Annotated in this window: 14 protein-coding genes; 8 read left to right on the top strand and 6 right to left on the bottom strand. The window is 51.6% G+C overall.

The window, feature by feature from the left end:
* The first annotated feature begins 91 nt into the window (after window positions 1-91).
* The 6 genes from rlmKL (at window position 92) to rmf (ending at window position 8,014) form a co-directional block, all read left to right on the top strand.
* Window positions 92-2,200: a bifunctional 23S rRNA (guanine(2069)-N(7))-methyltransferase RlmK/23S rRNA (guanine(2445)-N(2))-methyltransferase RlmL gene (gene rlmKL, locus OGV75_RS13550; RefSeq protein WP_016152475.1), complete on the top strand. Its 2,109-nt coding sequence runs from the start codon at window positions 92-94 to the stop codon at window positions 2,198-2,200.
* Between the two features lie 12 nt (window positions 2,201-2,212).
* Complete coding sequence (locus tag OGV75_RS13555) at window positions 2,213-4,120, top strand: ABC transporter ATP-binding protein (RefSeq protein WP_016152476.1); 1,908 nt, start codon at window positions 2,213-2,215, stop codon at window positions 4,118-4,120.
* 15 nt (window positions 4,121-4,135) lie between these two features.
* A complete protein-coding gene (gene pqiA / locus OGV75_RS13560) occupies window positions 4,136-5,383 on the top strand; it encodes a membrane integrity-associated transporter subunit PqiA (protein WP_016152477.1) in 1,248 nt (415 codons plus the stop codon).
* Between the two features lie 4 nt (window positions 5,384-5,387).
* Window positions 5,388-7,028 carry an intermembrane transport protein PqiB gene (gene pqiB, locus OGV75_RS13565; protein ID WP_003836843.1) on the top strand — a complete coding sequence of 547 codons (1,641 nt, stop codon included), beginning with the start codon at window positions 5,388-5,390 and terminating at the stop codon, window positions 7,026-7,028.
* Complete coding sequence (gene pqiC, locus OGV75_RS13570) at window positions 7,025-7,588, top strand: membrane integrity-associated transporter subunit PqiC (protein WP_016152478.1); 564 nt, start codon at window positions 7,025-7,027, stop codon at window positions 7,586-7,588. The genes pqiB and pqiC overlap by 4 nt, the downstream gene beginning before the upstream one ends.
* Before the next feature lie 258 nt (window positions 7,589-7,846).
* The gene (rmf, locus tag OGV75_RS13575) at window positions 7,847-8,014 is read left to right on the top strand and encodes a ribosome modulation factor (RefSeq protein ID WP_003035871.1); all 168 of its coding nucleotides are present in this window, start codon (window positions 7,847-7,849) and stop codon (window positions 8,012-8,014) included.
* Window positions 8,015-8,121: 107 nt separating this feature from the next.
* On the opposite strand, the gene fabA is transcribed toward rmf, so the two are convergent.
* Both fabA and OGV75_RS13585 read right to left on the bottom strand, forming a co-directional pair.
* On the bottom strand, window positions 8,122-8,640 hold the full coding sequence (gene fabA / locus OGV75_RS13580) for a bifunctional 3-hydroxydecanoyl-ACP dehydratase/trans-2-decenoyl-ACP isomerase (RefSeq protein ID WP_003035875.1): 519 nt from the start codon (window positions 8,638-8,640) through the stop codon (window positions 8,122-8,124).
* Between the two features lie 68 nt (window positions 8,641-8,708).
* Window positions 8,709-10,469 (bottom strand): AAA family ATPase, encoded by a 1,761-nt coding sequence (locus OGV75_RS13585; protein WP_016156136.1) that lies wholly within the window; start codon window positions 10,467-10,469, stop codon window positions 8,709-8,711.
* A gap of 185 nt (window positions 10,470-10,654) precedes the next feature.
* On the opposite strand from OGV75_RS13585, the gene matP reads away from it, so the two are divergent.
* Window positions 10,655-11,107, top strand: a complete 453-nt coding sequence (gene matP, locus OGV75_RS13590) for a macrodomain Ter protein MatP (RefSeq protein ID WP_016152480.1) — start codon at window positions 10,655-10,657, stop codon at window positions 11,105-11,107.
* Window positions 11,108-11,205: 98 nt separating this feature from the next.
* On the opposite strand, the gene ompA is transcribed toward matP, so the two are convergent.
* Both ompA and sulA read right to left on the bottom strand, forming a co-directional pair.
* The gene (ompA, locus tag OGV75_RS13595) at window positions 11,206-12,264 is read right to left on the bottom strand and encodes a porin OmpA (protein WP_046275731.1); all 1,059 of its coding nucleotides are present in this window, start codon (window positions 12,262-12,264) and stop codon (window positions 11,206-11,208) included.
* Window positions 12,265-12,621: 357 nt separating this feature from the next.
* Window positions 12,622-13,131, bottom strand: a complete 510-nt coding sequence (sulA, locus tag OGV75_RS13600; RefSeq protein ID WP_046275730.1) for an SOS-induced cell division inhibitor SulA — start codon at window positions 13,129-13,131, stop codon at window positions 12,622-12,624.
* 216 nt (window positions 13,132-13,347) lie between these two features.
* Between sulA and OGV75_RS13605 the strand changes: the two genes are divergently transcribed.
* A complete protein-coding gene (locus OGV75_RS13605; protein WP_016152483.1) occupies window positions 13,348-13,962 on the top strand; it encodes a TfoX/Sxy family DNA transformation protein in 615 nt (204 codons plus the stop codon).
* Here OGV75_RS13605 and yccS read toward each other — a convergent pair.
* Both yccS and OGV75_RS13615 read right to left on the bottom strand, forming a co-directional pair.
* The gene (yccS, locus tag OGV75_RS13610; protein WP_016152484.1) at window positions 13,940-16,093 is read right to left on the bottom strand and encodes a YccS family putative transporter; all 2,154 of its coding nucleotides are present in this window, start codon (window positions 16,091-16,093) and stop codon (window positions 13,940-13,942) included. The two genes, OGV75_RS13605 and yccS, sit on opposite strands and share 23 nt — an antisense overlap.
* 18 nt (window positions 16,094-16,111) lie before the next feature.
* Window positions 16,112-16,558, bottom strand: coding sequence for a YccF domain-containing protein (locus OGV75_RS13615; protein ID WP_016152485.1), 447 nt, complete (start codon window positions 16,556-16,558; stop codon window positions 16,112-16,114).
* Window positions 16,559-16,607 lie beyond the last annotated feature (49 nt).

Below are 16,607 nucleotides of genomic sequence, written 5' to 3' on the forward strand. Positions count from 1 at the left end.
CCCCTTGAACGAAAATAAGCCTTCAACTTTATGACATACAGCCCATATTAGCTATAATGCGCAGCAATTTTCTAGGAGTAAAAGTGACATTATGAATTCTCTGTTTGCCAGTACGGCCCGCGGGCTGGAAGAGCTGTTAAAAACTGAACTGGAAAACCTCGGCGCGCTGGAGTGTCAGGTCGTTCAGGGTGGGGTCCATTTTAAGGGCGACACGCGGCTTGTTTACCAGAGCCTGATGTGGAGCCGCCTGGCCTCGCGCATTATCCTGCCGATGGGAGAGTGCAAGGTCTACAGCGATCTTGATCTGTACCTCGGCGTTCAGGCAATCGACTGGACAGAGATATTTAATCCTGGTGCTACGTTTGCCGTCCATTTTAGCGGCCTGAACGAGACCATTCGTAACAGCCAGTACGGCGCGCTGAAGGTCAAGGATGCGATTGTCGATGCCTTTACCCGCAAAAATCTGCCGCGTCCGAATGTGGATCGTGAATCTCCGGATCTGCGAATCAATGTCTGGTTGAACAAAGATACCGCCAGCATTGCGCTCGATCTGAGCGGTGACGGTTTGCATCAGCGCGGTTATCGCGATCGCGCGGGTCAGGCGCCGATTAAAGAGACGCTGGCCGCCGCTATTGTTATGCGTTCTGGCTGGCAGCCGGGCACACCGTTACTCGATCCGATGTGCGGCTCCGGCACGCTGCTGATTGAAGCGGCGATGTGGGCAACCGATCGCGCGCCGGGCCTGCATCGCGGGTACTGGGGCTTTAGCGGTTGGGCACAGCACGATGAAGCCGTCTGGCAAGAGGTTAAAGCCGAAGCTCAGGTGCGTGCGCGTAAGGGGCTTGCTGACTATACTTCGCACTTCTATGGCTCCGACAGCGATGCGCGGGTGATTGAAAAAGCGCGTAGTAACGCCCGCCGCGCAGGTATTGCCGATCTGATGACATTTGACGTTAAAGATGTCGCCAAACTGAGTAATCCACTGCCGAAGGGACCGTATGGTACGGTGATCAGTAACCCGCCCTACGGCGAACGTCTGGATAGCGAACCGGCGCTGATTGCCCTGCATAGCTTGCTGGGCCGTACGATGAAAAACCAGTTTGGCGGCTGGAATTTGTCGCTGTTCAGCGCCTCTCCGGATTTGCTCAGCAGCCTGCAATTGCGCGCTGATAAGCAGTTCAAAGCGAAAAACGGTCCGCTGGATTGCGTACAGAAAAACTATCACGTTGCAGAGACCACTGCGGACAGCAAGCCAGCCACGGTCGCGGAAGATTATGCCAACCGCCTGCGCAAGAATATCAAGAAGCTGGAAAAATGGGCGCGTCAGGAAGGAATTGAATGCTATCGCCTGTATGATGCTGACCTGCCGGAATACAACGTTGCAGTGGACCGTTACGGTGAGTGGGTCGTGGTTCAGGAATACGCTCCGCCGAAGACGGTCGATGCACAAAAAGCACGTCAACGTCTGTTCGACATCATTGCCGCAACGTTGTCGGTCCTGGAAATCGCGCCAAATAAACTGGTGCTGAAAACTCGTGAGCGGCAGAAAGGGAAGAACCAGTATCAGAAGATGAATGAGAAGGGTGAATTCATTGAGGTAAGCGAGTACAACGCGCGCCTGTGGGTCAACCTGACAGACTATCTTGATACCGGTTTGTTCCTCGATCACCGTATTGCGCGCCGTATGCTGGGCCAGATGAGTAAAGGTAAGGATTTCCTTAACCTGTTCTCCTACACCGGCAGTGCCAGCGTTCATGCCGGACTGGGCGGTGCGCGTAGTACCACGACAGTTGATATGTCGCGTACCTACCTGGAGTGGGCTGAGCGTAACCTGCGCCTGAACGGCCTGAGTGGTCGCGCTCACCGTTTAATTCAGGCCGATTGCCTGGGCTGGCTGCGCGATGCCAATGAACAGTTTGATCTGATTTTCATCGATCCGCCGACGTTCTCTAACTCAAAACGTATGGAAGACTCGTTTGATGTACAGCGCGATCATCTGGCGCTGATGAAAGATCTGAAACGTCTGCTGCGTAAAGACGGCACGATCATGTTCTCCAACAACAAGCGTGGGTTCCGTATGGATCTCGACGGTCTGGCTGAACTGGGATTAAAAGCACAAGAAATCACCCAAAAAACGCTTTCCCAGGATTTTGCCCGTAACCGTCAGATCCACAATTGCTGGCTGATTACCGCAGCCTGAAAGGATAAATAAATGTCATTGATCAGTATGCATGGTGCATGGCTGTCGTTCAGCGATGCGCCGCTTCTTGATAATGCAGAACTGCATATCGAAGATAACGAACGCGTCTGTCTGGTTGGCCGCAATGGCGCAGGTAAGTCGACGCTGATGAAGATCCTCAACCGTGAACAGGGTCTTGACGACGGGCGTATTATTTATGAGCAGGACCTGGTTGTGGCGCGTCTGCAGCAGGATCCGCCGCGTAATGTTGAGGGCAGCGTCTATGACTTCGTTGCCGAAGGTATTGAGGAACAGGCTGAATATCTGAAGCGTTATCACGATATTTCGCGCCTGGTGATGACCGATCCCAGCGACAGAAACCTGAATGAAATGGCGCGGGTTCAGGAAATGCTCGATCACCATAATCTGTGGCAGCTCGAAAGCCGCATTAATGAAGTGCTGGCACAACTGGGACTGGATCCTAACGCCGCGCTTTCTTCGCTTTCGGGCGGCTGGCTGCGTAAGGCGGCGCTGGGCCGCGCGTTAGTGAGCAACCCGCGCGTACTGCTGCTGGATGAACCAACTAACCACCTGGATATTGAAACTATCGACTGGCTGGAAGGGTTCCTGAAATCCTTCAATGGGACAATTATTTTCATTTCCCACGACCGTTCATTTATTCGCAATATGGCGACGCGTATTGTCGATCTCGACCGCGGCAAGCTGGTGACCTATCCGGGGAACTACGATCAGTATCTGCTGGATAAAGAAGAAGCGCTGCGGGTGGAAGATCTCCAAAACGCGGAATTTGATCGCAAGCTGGCGCAGGAAGAAGTCTGGATCCGTCAGGGCATCAAAGCGCGTCGTACCCGTAATGAAGGCCGCGTGCGGGCGCTGAAAGCCATGCGTCGCGAGCGTGGAGAACGTCGCGAAGTGATGGGCACGGCGAAGATGCAGGTCGAAGAGGCGAGCCGTTCTGGCAAGATTGTCTTCGAAATGGAGAATGTTGATTACCAGGTTGATGGAAAGCAACTGGTAAAAGATTTCTCCGCGCAGGTGCAACGTAGCGACAAGATTGCGCTAATTGGACCTAACGGCTGCGGTAAAACAACGCTGCTGAAGCTGATGTTAGGTCAGCTTCAGGCTGACAGCGGACGCATTCACGTCGGCACGAAGCTGGAAGTGGCGTATTTCGATCAGCACCGCGCCGAACTGGATCCGGATAAAACCGTGATGGACAACCTTGCTGAGGGTAAGCAAGAGGTGCTGGTTAACGGTAAACCTCGCCATGTGCTGGGCTACCTCCAGGATTTCCTGTTCCATCCGAAACGGGCGATGACGCCAGTACGTGCGCTCTCTGGTGGGGAACGCAATCGCCTACTGCTGGCGCGTCTTTTTCTCAAACCCAGTAATCTTTTGATTCTCGATGAACCAACGAACGATCTGGACGTCGAAACGCTGGAACTGCTTGAAGAGCTGATTGATAGCTACCAGGGCACCGTGCTGCTGGTGAGCCACGACCGTCAGTTTGTGGATAATACCGTCACCGAATGCTGGATCTTCGAAGGCGGCGGTAAAATTGGTCGTTATGTCGGCGGTTATCATGATGCCCGCAGCCAGCAATCGCAGTATGTGGCGTTTAAACAGCCAGTTGCGAAAAAAACAGAGGAAACCGTTGCTCCTAAAGCAGAAATTGTCAAACGCAGCACGAGCAAACTAAGCTATAAACTGCAGCGCGAACTGGAGCTGCTCCCCGCGCTGCTTGAAGAACTGGAAGCTAAACTGGAAGCATTACAAGCTCAGGTAGCTGACGCCGCTTTTTTCAGTCAGCCGCATGAGCAAACGCAACAGGTATTAGCTAATCTGAACGAAGCTGAACAAGAACTTGAGCAAGCCTTTGAGCGCTGGGAGTATCTTGAGTCTTTGAAGAACGGCGCATAATTTAAAGGAGCACATATGTGCGAACATCACCATGCCGCGAAGCATATTCTGTGCTCGCAGTGTGACATGCTGGTGGCGTTACCTCGCCTTGAGCATGGTCAGAAAGCGGCATGTCCACGATGTGGCACTACGTTAACGGTTGAGTGGGACGCGCCACGGCAGCGTCCTACCGCCTATGTGTTAGCAGCATTATTTATGCTGCTTTTGTCAAACCTCTTTCCCTTTGTGAATATGAATGTTGCGGGGGTGAGCAGCGAAGTGACGCTGCTGCAAATCCCCAGCGTTCTCTTTTCGGAAGATTACGCCAGCCTCGGTACCTTCTTTATCTTATTCGTTCAGTTGGTTCCCGCTTTTTGCTTGTTGACCATTTTGCTGTTGGTGAATCGGGTTCATATGCCTGAGCGGCTTAAAACATGGCTGGCGCGTATTTTGTTTCAGTTAAAAAGCTGGGGAATGGCAGAAATTTTCCTCGCGGGCGTGCTGGTGAGCTTTGTTAAGCTGATGGCCTACGGCGATATCGGTGTGGGCAGCAGCTTCATCCCGTGGTGCATGTTTTGTATGCTCCAGTTGCGGGCTTTTCAGTGTGTGGATCGCCGTTGGCTGTGGGATGATATTGCCCCTATGCCAGCCATTAAGCAGGAATTAAAGCCTGGTGTGCCCGGCATCCGACAAGGGTTGCGTTCCTGTTCCTGCTGCACCGCTATTCTTCCGGCAGACGAGCTGGTATGCCCACGCTGTCAGACGAAAGGTTATGTGCGACGTAAAAACAGTCTGCAATGGACATTGGCATTACTGTTTACGTCGATCATGCTTTATCTTCCTGCCAATATTCTGCCGATCATGATCACCGATCTGCTCGGGTCAAAGCTGCCTTCAACGATACTCGAGGGCGTGGTTTTAATCTGGAGCGAAGGTTCTTACCCGGTGGCTGCGGTTATCTTTATCGCCAGTATTATGGTGCCGACGTTGAAGATGATCGCCATTGCCTGGCTGTGTTGGGATGCCAAAGGGCACGGCAAACGCGACAGTGAACGAATGCATTTAATTTACGAGGTTGTAGAATTTGTCGGTCGCTGGTCAATGATCGACGTTTTTGTAATTGCCGTACTCTCCGCGCTGGTGCGCATGGGAGGGTTAATGAACATTTATCCTGCAATGGGTGCTTTGATGTTTGCTTTAGTCGTCATTATGACAATGTTTTCTGCGATGACATTTGATCCCCGTCTGTCGTGGGACCGTGAACCAGATCATGAGGAGTCCTGACAGCATGGAATCTAAAAGTGGGGAAGCCAAAGTGCAAAAGGTAAAAAACTGGTCGCCCGTGTGGATATTCCCTATAGTCACTGCCCTCATTGGCGCGTGGGTCCTGTTTTATCACTACAGTCATCAGGGGCCACAAGTCACGCTGATTACCACCAATGCCGAAGGTATTGAAGGGGGCAAAACGACGATTAAGAGCCGCAGCGTGGATGTCGGTATCGTCGAGAGCGCAACCCTGACTGATGATTTGACCCATGTGGAAATTAAAGCTCGTCTTAACTCCGGAATGGAAAAGCTGCTGCATAAAGATTCTGTCTTTTGGGTGGTGAAGCCGCAGGTTGGACGTGAAGGTATCAGTGGGCTCGGCACGCTATTGTCCGGGGCTTATATTGAACTGCAGCCTGGCAATAAAGGCAGCAAGCTGGAAAATTACCAACTGCTGGATTCACCGCCGCTGGCGCCGCCAGATGCGAAAGGGATCCGTGTGATTCTGGACAGCAAAAAAGCCGGTCAGCTGAGCCCGGGCGACCCGGTTCTGTTCCGTGGTTATCGTGTAGGTTCGGTTGAAACCAGCACATTTGATGCGCAAAAGCGTACGATTAGCTATCAGCTATTTATCAATGCGCCTAACGATCGTCTGGTGACCAGCAATGTGCGTTTCTGGAAGGACAGTGGGATCGCCGTGGATCTTACTTCGGCAGGTATGCGCGTGGAAATGGGATCTCTCTCCACGCTGTTTGGCGGTGGCGTAAGTTTTGATGTGCCAGAAGGGCTGGAACAAGGCGAACCGGTCGCACAGCAGTCTGCGTTTAATCTCTATGACGACCAAAAAAGTATTCAGGATTCACTGTATACCGATCATATTGATTACCTGATGTTCTTTAAAGATTCAATTCGTGGCCTGCAGCCCGGTGCGCCACTGGAATTCCGTGGCATCCGTTTGGGTACGGTAAGCAAAGTACCTTTCTTCTCGCCGAATATGCGTCAGGTCTTCAACAATGATTACCGCATTCCGGTGCTGGTACGTATCGAACCAGAACGTCTGAAGGCACAGCTGGGAGAAGATACTGATGTTGGCGCTCATCTGGCAGAATTGCTTAAACGAGGATTACGGGCATCGCTGAAAACCGGGAACCTGGTGACTGGCGCTCTGTATGTCGATCTCGACTTCTACCCGAAAGAACCGCCGATTACCGGTGTGCGCGAATTTAACGGTTATCAAATTATTCCGACCGTGAGCGGTGGTCTGGCGCAGATCCAGCAGCGACTGATGGAAGCGCTGGATAAGATTAACAATCTGCCGTTGAACCCGATGATTGAGCAGGCGACCAATACGTTGTCGGAAAGCCAGCGTACGATGAAGCATCTGCAAACCACGCTGGACAACATGAATAAGATCACGTCCAGTCAGTCGATGCAGGATCTTCCGGCGGATATGCAGAACACGCTGCGCGAACTGAACCGTAGTATGCAGGGCTTCCAGCCGGGGTCCGCCGCCTACAACAAGATGGTGGCGGATATGCAGCGTCTTGATCAGGTACTGCGAGAACTGCAACCGGTACTGAAAACGTTGAACGATAAGAGCAATGCGCTGGTATTTGAAGCGAAGGACAAAAAAGATCCAGAGCCGAAGAGGGCGAAACAATGAAAAAGTGGCTAGTGGCGATGATGGCGGTCTGGCTGACGTCATGCAGCTCCAGCGGAGAAAATAAAAGCTATTACCAGCTCCCTATCGCGCAAGGGGGCGTACAGAGCTCAGCTAACCAGGGTAACCGTCTGCTGTGGGTTGAACAGATTGCGGTCCCGGACTATCTGGCGGGTAATGGGGTGGTTTACCAGACCAGCGATGTGCAATATGTGATAGCGAATAATAATCTCTGGGCCAGCCCATTAGATCAGCAATTGCGCAATACCCTGGTTACGAACCTCAGTATGCAGTTGCCTGGCTGGGTTGTCGCTTCGCAGCCGCTGGGAAGCACTCAGGACACGTTGAACGTTACCGTGACCGGCTTCCACGGTCGGTACGATGGTAAGGTCATCGTGAGCGGTGAATGGCTGCTGAATCACCAGGGGCAGTTGATCAAGCGTCCATTCCACATCGAAGCTGTACAGACTAAAGACGGCTACGATGAGATGGTGAAGGTTCTGGCCAACGCCTGGAGCCAGGAAGCGACGGCAATGGCTCAGGAGCTGAAACGCATCCCTTAAGCTTAAATAATTGTAAATTATGCCGCCCCTGGTTCATTGCCCGGGGCGGTTTTTTTTATTTTTTTAGCCGTGGAGATAGCTGTTCTGACAGACTATTTTTGTACAAATGATTTTGCGGGTAGCTCACAAATATGACACTGGCGTGAATTTTGCGCATTGACGAGCCTGATGTTTAGGGGTATTCGTTTTAGTGTGATTGCACACTTAGTAATCACTGTTTTCTTTTCCACCAGACCCAAAAGATGAGGGAAACGAGGCATGAAGAGACAAAAACGAGATCGCCTGGAACGGGCACATCAACGTGGATATCAGGCCGGCATTGCCGGACGCTCAAAAGAAATGTGTCCCTATCAGACGCTGAATCAGAGGTCATACTGGCTGGGAGGCTGGCGAGAAGCCATGGGGGATAGGGTTTTAATGGCCTGATTCTGTCTCTTTAGATAAAAGAAACCTCCGCAGAGCGGAGGTTTCGCCTTTTTGCCCTCCAGACAAGACGAATAAACGTTAATGTCTGGCTGCTAAGCTGACCTTGATTAGAACGCGGAAGTGTCCTGGAACAGACCCACTTTCAGATCGTTTGCGGTATAGATCAGACGACCATCAACCAGCACTTCACCATCAGCCAGGCCCATGATCAGGCGACGATTAACGATGCGTTTGAAGTGAATGCGGTAAGTCACTTTCTTCGCAGTCGGCAGAACCTGGCCGGTGAATTTAACTTCGCCTACGCCCAGCGCGCGGCCTTTACCTTCGCCGCCCAGCCAGCCGAGATAGAATCCAACCAGCTGCCACATGGCATCCAGACCCAGGCAGCCCGGCATCACCGGATCGCCGATAAAGTGGCATCCGAAGAACCACAGGTCCGGGTTGATATCCAGTTCAGCTTCAACATAACCTTTGTCAAAGTTGCCGCCGGTTTCGGTCATCTTGATGACACGGTCCATCATCAGCATGCTTGGTGCAGGCAGTTGTGGCCCTTTTGCGCCAAACAGCTCACCGCGACCAGAGGCAAGAAGGTCTTCTTTTGTATAGGATTCGCGTTTATCTACCATGTTCTCTGTAAGCCTTATTTTATTGAAGCACGCAGGATAGCTAACACGTGTACGCTGAACAAGTCCGATCAGTTCGGAATAATCCAGTTCAGCCAACGTAGCGGCCAGGGAAAACGATGACGACCTTCCTGCTGCGTTGCCGTAGCAATACGCTCCTGGATAGTTTGCATCAGCGTTGTCTGGCCTTCACCATCCCACACCAGATTTAATAACAGTGGCAGCGCATCGGTCACGTCGTCCACCGCCCAGATAGTGAATTTTTCTTCTTCTACGGCCTGTAGCAGAGCGGGCTGCAGGCTCAGGTGTCTGACATTCGCTGAAGGAATGATAACGCCCTGTGTGCCTGTCAGCTCACGCTGCTGACAGATGGCGAAGAAGCCTTCAATTTTCTCGTTCAGACCACCAACAGGTTGTGCCCGACCAAACTGATCGACAGAACCGGTAATGGCGATGCTTTGATTAACAGGAACGTCGGCGAGGGCGCTAATCAATGCGCAAAGTTCTGCCATGGACGCGCTGTCGCCGTCCACTTCACTGTAGGATTGCTCAAAGGTCAGCGAGGCAGAGAAGGGGATTTGCTGTTCAAGCTGGAGTTCCGACATCAGGAACGCCTGCATAATCATCATACCCTTCGCATGAATATTTCCGCCAAGCTCGGCTTTGCGCTCAATATCCGTAAATTCGCCGTCGCCAATATGAACCACACAGCTGATACGAGAAGGCTCACCAAACGCGCGGGGGTGACCAGGAAATTCAATCACCGACAGGGCGTTGATTTGGCCAATACGCTCGCCTTCCGTCTCGATCAGGATCTGTTCCTGCAGGATCTCATCCTGCATTCGTTCGGCGAGGAAACCTTCCCGCCATTCACGCTGGGTTAGCATCAGGCTGAACTGCTCAGCGTTGCAGGTTTCGCCCTCGCATAACGGGGCCACTTCTTTGAACTGACGGGTGATCCACAGCGGGTTAAGCGGCAATGTATCCTGTTCGCCGGTATAACGAACGGCTTCACGGATCAGCACTTGCCAGGCATCAGGGGCCGGGTAGGGCAAATTGTTGCGCGTAGCGGTATGTGTTACCCACTGACACCACTGCGTCATGGTTTCGGCATCCACTATCTGCAGATTATCTTCAAACTCGCTATAAATAGCCTGCTCAGCCAGCTCCGGCTCCATGTCCTGGAAGTCTGCCAGTGATTCACGTTCACCGACTAATACCACTTTGAGTTTAAGCGGCATAGGTGGAACGGAGACGGGCAGCGGGCGAGACTCATCAAAAGCTACCCAGTCAAAACGCTCGTGGCTGACAATGGCTTTCAGGCGCATCCACAGCAGCGGTTGGGCCAGTAGCGTGCGCAACGAAATAACCAGCACACCACCGTTGGCCTGATGCACAAGGCCTGGCTGTAGGGTAATTTCGCCGTTGAACTGACGCAGACAGCCAAACAGTTGTTCGGCTTCAACCCAGTCAGCGCAGACTACCTGGGTTAATGTCGCAAAATTGTCTTCTGCTGTCTCAGCTGTACGATAGCGGATAGTGTGACCGGAGATATCATAATGACCTCCGGTGAGACTTCCGGCATCCGAGTGCAGAGGCCGCGCGGCCTGTGCAATAAGGTTGATGTACTCAAGCTCCTCCGGCGCTTTTACCAGCATGAACGAAGACGTCGTCCAGTGCTGAAGAAGCTGCTCTAGCGCAAATTGTAAACGTGGCTGAGTATCACTAAGTAAGGTATCGGTGTCGTCAGTGACGTGCGGCTGTGCAAATACTTCCTGATAACTATCGGTGTCAGGAACCAGATCACGCCATGCAAGTTTCGTAATGGTCAAAGTTGATGTTTTTTAGTCTGTTGTAAAAAACGAGATTATACCGTAACCATCATCACTGCACACGTGGAAAGCGCTGTGAAACGAATGCGATGACGCGCGACAGTTCACAGGCTGGATATTCTTTTCTTCAGATGCCGAAAAAGCTGATATTCTGATAAGAGTTACACGGTAACATTGAGATCGCAATGAAATATCAACAACTTGAAAACCTTGAAAGCGGCTGGAAATGGAAGTATCTGGTGAAGAAGCATCGTGAGGGGGAATTAATCACCCGTTACGTAGAGGCCAGCGCTGCCGAAGAAGCCGTTGATTTGTTGCTAACCCTCGAAAATGAACCGGTTCGGGTCAATACCTGGATTGAAGAACACATGAACTCTGCGTTGCTAAATCGTATGAAACAAACCATACGGGCGAGGCGTAAGCGGCACTTTAACGCGGAGCATCAGCATACGCGAAAGAAATCTATCGATCTGGAATTTATGGTCTGGCAGCGCTTAGCGGGGCTTGCGCAGCGGCGCGGTAAAACGCTTTCTGAAACCATTGTGCAACTGATTGAAGACGCAGAGCATAAAGAGAAGTACGCGAATAAAATGTCGACATTGAAGCAGGATTTACAGGCGCTGCTGGGAAAAGAATAACCACAGAATGGCTAAATGTGTTGTGTACAGGCGTGCTTTGATTGATAAAAAGTGAAAAAAAAAACCCCGCCAAGCGGGGTTTTTCATAAGACGATAACTTAAGCCTGAGGCTGAGTTACAACGTCTTTGATACCTTTAACTTCGATCTCAACACGACGATCCGGAGCCAGGCAGTCGATCAGTGCAGCGCGAGCTTTCACGTTGTCACAGGTGTTGCCAGTAACCGGGTTGGATTCGCCCATGCCACGTGCAGAGATTTTGTCAGAAGGAATACCTTTAGAGATCAGGTAATCAACAACGGACTGAGCACGTTTCTCGGACAGACCCTGGTTGTAAGCGTCAGAACCGATGCGGTCAGTGAAGCCCAGAACCACTACGGAACCGTCTTTCGGGTCCAGGTTGCTCAGCTGGCTGTACATCTGATCCAGAGCCTGCTGGCCTTCTGGTTTCAGAGTTGCTTTGTTGAAGTTGAACAGAACGTCAGACTTCAGAGTGAAGTGTTTGGTCTGTACTTCTGGAGCCGGAGCCGGAGCAGCAACTACTGGAGCTGCTTCTTCCTGCTGACCGAAACGGTAGGAAACACCAACGCTCAACAGACCGTTATCCGGACGACCGCCAACGGTGTTCGCGTCACCGATGTTGTTGGTCCACTGGTATTCCAGACGGGTAGCGATTTCAGGAGTAATTGCATACTCTACGCCACCAGCGAATACTGGGGAAACACCAGTGTCGTGGTCTTTGAAGCCTTCGTTGTTTTTAGCGTCTGCACGCCAAACCATACCACCCAGACGGGTATAAACGTCCAGATCGTCAGTGATTGGGTAACCCAGTTTAGCGGTCAGCTGAACGCCCTGAGCTTTGAAAGCGCCGTTTTGATGGGTAGCGTCGGTGTAGCCTTTGTACGGCATACGACCTAACCAGTCGTAACCCATTTCAAAACCAACGTACGGGTTAACCTGATAACCACCGAACGCACCAGCACCCAGTTGGCTTTCGTGGGTAGGACCAGCGTTGTTGATCTGGTTGTTACCAATATCATGGTACTGAGACCAGCCCAGTTTAGCACCAGTGTACCAGGTGTTATCTTTCGGAGCGGCCTGCGCCACGGTAGCGAAACCAGCCAGTGCCACTGCAATTGCGATAGCTGTCTTTTTCATTTTTTGCGCCTCGTTATCATCCAAAATTCGCCATGAATATCTCCGAAGAGAGATAACACGGTTAAATCCTTCACCCGGGGACCAGTTCAATAGTTACTCTACCGATATCTGCGGCTTATGCCGAGCACCCCTGGCGATGTAAAGTCTACAACGTAGTTGAAAACTTACAAGTGTGAAGTCCGTCAGGCATATGAAAAAAAAAGGCTTGTGTACACAATATTTAACATTTATAGATGAATAAATGTACTGAAGATTTCCTGAAAACCGCTTCAGACAGGCCTTCAGCCGGAAAACGCGTTACAGCTCAATGGCAAATTAAAACATGAAAAAAAATTCCAGGATAAATCCTAATTTTACTCAATGATACAAATTCGAGTGAATTTTTAGCCCGGAATGCTGTCTCCCCGCAAGTGACTGAGCGCGAACAGGACGCATGATAAACCCCATCGCATTACCTTCATCTGCCGCTTTTACCAGTTCGGCATGTTCATCTTCGGTTAATTCTTCCGTCAACCAGCCGATGACGACGCTGTAGTTACCTGTGCGCAGCGCACGAATCATCGATTCCAGCGTATTGCAGGGGGAGAGCTGGCTGATTTGCATGACTTTGGTCAATGGAAGCCCGGCCGACTGCACCCACTCACGGCTTAATTTTTGCTGAGGCGTCAGCCACAGCTGCCAGCGTGATTGTTGCCCTAATTGTTGCAGCAGGGGAAGCAGCAGGAGCTGCGTCATCATGGGCTGGTCCTCGCGATAGACCACTTCACTGATAAGCCCAGCGGTAGCGTTCTCTGCTGAAACGCGCGCAATGCTGCTCGATGCGGAAGAGAACGACGAAGAACGATTTGCATAACCTGAAGTGTACATAATCAATCCAGCCCTGTGAGTTACTGTATGGATATACAGTAACCCTGCCATCAATAAAGATCAACCTTATTTTCGGAAACAGGTTCGCAATTTTTAGTCATCATCACGGGAAAAATAAAATTCATCTTGCCCCATACGCATAAGTTGCCTATTTTCGTCATTAACGGATCTGCTACTGCAAATTATTTGCTTACGTTATGATTTAAAAGGATTTTTATGAAAGAAAAGTCTTATGCAAGAATCTATAAATCACAAGAATATCTGGCTTCTCTGGGAACAATTCACTACCGCTCACTGTTTGGCGGCTATAGTCTGACGGTTGGTGATACGGTCTTTGCCATGGTAGCCAGCGGTGAGTTATATCTTCGCGCCTGTGAGCAGAGCGCCCAGTACTGTGTAAAAAATTCTCCTGTCTGGCTAACATTTATCAAGCGCGGGCGACCAGTTGTACTCAATTATTACCAGGTGAACGATACCCTGTGGCAGAACCAGCAGCAGTTAGTATCGCTATCACAATTTTCACTCGATGCAGCCGTTAAGGAAAAACAGAGTCGCTTTGCACAACATCGCCTGCGGGAATTACCGAATATGACGTTTCATTTGGAGACCTTGCTAAATGAAGCAGGAATTAAGGATGAGGGGACATTGCGATCGCTGGGAGCTCAGATGTGCTGGTTGAAACTTCGGCAAAATAACCCTGCCTTAACGGTAAAAATACTCTATGCCCTTGAAGGAGCGGTTGACGGGGTGCATGAAGCCGCGCTCCCGGCGACGCGTCGCCAGGAGCTGGTGGAGTGGGTGAGTTCTCTTACGCCGGAACCGGGGTATTAGATGGCAGCACAGCAATTTGTTGCTGTAATCGCCGAATCTCCGGGAGCAGGGCAATCAGTAACCCAACTTGCTGTACGACCAGCGGCTCTTTACTGTCCGGACGTGGCTCGAGATGCTGAATTCGCTGCTTCAGATCTTCCAGCGCCTGGTATACGCGCTGCTCATCAGCAGGTTGATGGTGAAGCGCATCATCTACATAGCAGACGGCATCATCCAGCAATGCCAGAACGTCAGGATTGGTTAACTGCTCGCGATGTGCGCCGAGGGCGGAAATATAGCTGGTAAACGTATGGTTAAGACACAGCAAGCGGAACGCCGTTTCGCGTGTTTGGGCCGTGACATCCGGTTCACTCGACATGTTCGACACCACCGAAGCAAGTTCCGCATCACGATTGTGCGCGTCACGGCGGGCGATACGGTATGCCAGACGATTATCACGCCCCTGATGATATTGTTCGAGAATAGCATCAAGATAACGACAGTTAGCGTCAGTGGCCCGTTCAATCACTCGCGGCAGATTCCGAAAACGCCAGTCTGGCCAGATAAAGCTGACAGCAGCCCAGGCGATGGCACAGCCGATCAACGTATCGATGACGCGCGGAAGTGCAACTTCAAAACCTTCACCGAGCAGGTTAAAGCACAACAGCACCAGCAGAGTGATAAACATGGTGGCATGCGCGTACTGGACGTTACGAAAGGCAAAAAACAACACGCCGGTGATCACCAGAAGGATCAATTGCCCTTCGAGAGAAGGTACAAACCACAGGATCGGTAACCCAATGGCGATCCCGACTAATGTGCCGATAATCCTTAGTGCCAGACGATGTCGGGTGGCGTTGTAGTTTGGCTGGCAGACAAACAGACTGGTCAACAGGATCCAGTACCCGTGGTTCATTCCGGTTATCTGGATAATGGCATAGCCGACGCATAGCACCAGCGACATGCGAACAGCATGACGAAACAGGGCGGACTCAGGCGTGAAGTTACGGCTCAGACGCAACCAGATATCACTGAACCCATGCGGGCTGTCATCGGCAAGCTGATTTTCAGACTCATTGCGCGAAAGTACCTGAGCCTGTTCAGACTCAATGGTAGCCAACTGGGCATCAATGGCCCGCAGGTTTGACAGCAAAAATCCCAACGTGTTGAGCAGGTCGGCAGGCTCACCACTCGCGCGCATGCGCTCAAGTGCAGCATCAATATGGGTGAAGACGCGCTCAAAGTGCGGATCGTGCTGATAAGGCGTGCGTAATAAAATACAGCGAGACAGTTGCGAACACGCTTGCCCCTGCATCGACATCAGGCGCTGGAAGCGGAACATCACGTCGCTGTGGCGGAAATGGTCGCGAAGCGTTTGGTACTGAATATGCGAGGAGCTTGCGCGTTCGTGAATATCCTGCGCCACAAAATAGTAATGTAGCGTGCGACGTGTTCCTCGCTGTCCGCGGTCGCCGCGCAGGCGGGTCAGCAGTGACACCTTTGTCTGGTTTAGGGTCGCCATCAGTTGCCCATTCGCAAGAGCCAAATCATACAACGGCGCCTGGCTTTCATCTTCTATGTCGGGATCAAAAAGACGCGATTTCAGTTCCAGATAGTGCGCTAACTGTTCATAGCTACGCGCCAGATTGTCCTGCAACGGGCGAATAGGGAACAGAAGATGTCCGGTCAGGGTTAACAGGTTGTACCAAATGGCGCCCGCGAGCAGCAGGATCGGTTGCTGATACCACTGATCGTAAAGCGAGGTGCCGAGCATTGTGTAAATGGCGATCAGCAACGCGCCAAAGGCGATGGTTGCATAGCGCTGCCCTAATCCCCCCAGCAGTATAAAGCCGCTGGTGGAAAGCGTTAACCCAAGGGCAAACAGCCATGGCCATGGGAAGAGCAGTTCGACCGAGGCCGAGGCAATGAAAAAGCACACCAGCGTGATGATCAAATTGCGCAGGCGGCCTGCAAGACGATCGTCCAGGTCAGTAAGCGCGGCAGCGACCATACCCAGCGTGAGCGGGATGGTCAGCTTAACGTCACCCAGCCACCAGGGCAGCGCTGTTGTGCCGCAAAGCGCGATAAAAATCCGCACGTAGTACAGCCAGGTGCTGTTCCAGGTATAGCGTTTGAGCAGAGGACTTAACATAAAGGCCATCGGTCCTGATTATTCGAAGCGACGACGCGCGTTGGCTTCACGCGCTGCGCGAGCAACTTCAACTGACACTACCCGGCGACCCACCGGCCACAGTGCAATCGCCGCGATTTTGAAATTCGCAATGCCAACCGGGATACCAATAATCGTAATGCACTGGGCAATACCGGAGACAATGTGCATCAGGCACAACCACCAGCCGAAGAAAATCAGCCAGAAAATATTGAGCACGGTGCCTCCGGTATTCAACAGGACGTTTTTGCCCGCTGGATTAAGCTCATCGACATGAATCGCTTCGTTACCGTAGGGAAACAGCGAGAGTCGGGTAATTTCCCAGCATGAGCGGGTCAGGGGGAGAGTAAAAATCAGCACAATACTGACCAGCGTAGCCAGTAACCAGGCTAAGGTGGTGGCGAATCCCCCGAGCACAAAATTTAAAATATTCAGAACAGTACGCATAAACCCTCGGTTAACTCTGGTTTTCTGTGAATTCGGCAATTGTAACGTT

The organism is Citrobacter sp. Cb028 (assembly GCF_030336705.1).
Lineage (GTDB): Bacteria > Pseudomonadota > Gammaproteobacteria > Enterobacterales > Enterobacteriaceae > Citrobacter > Citrobacter braakii.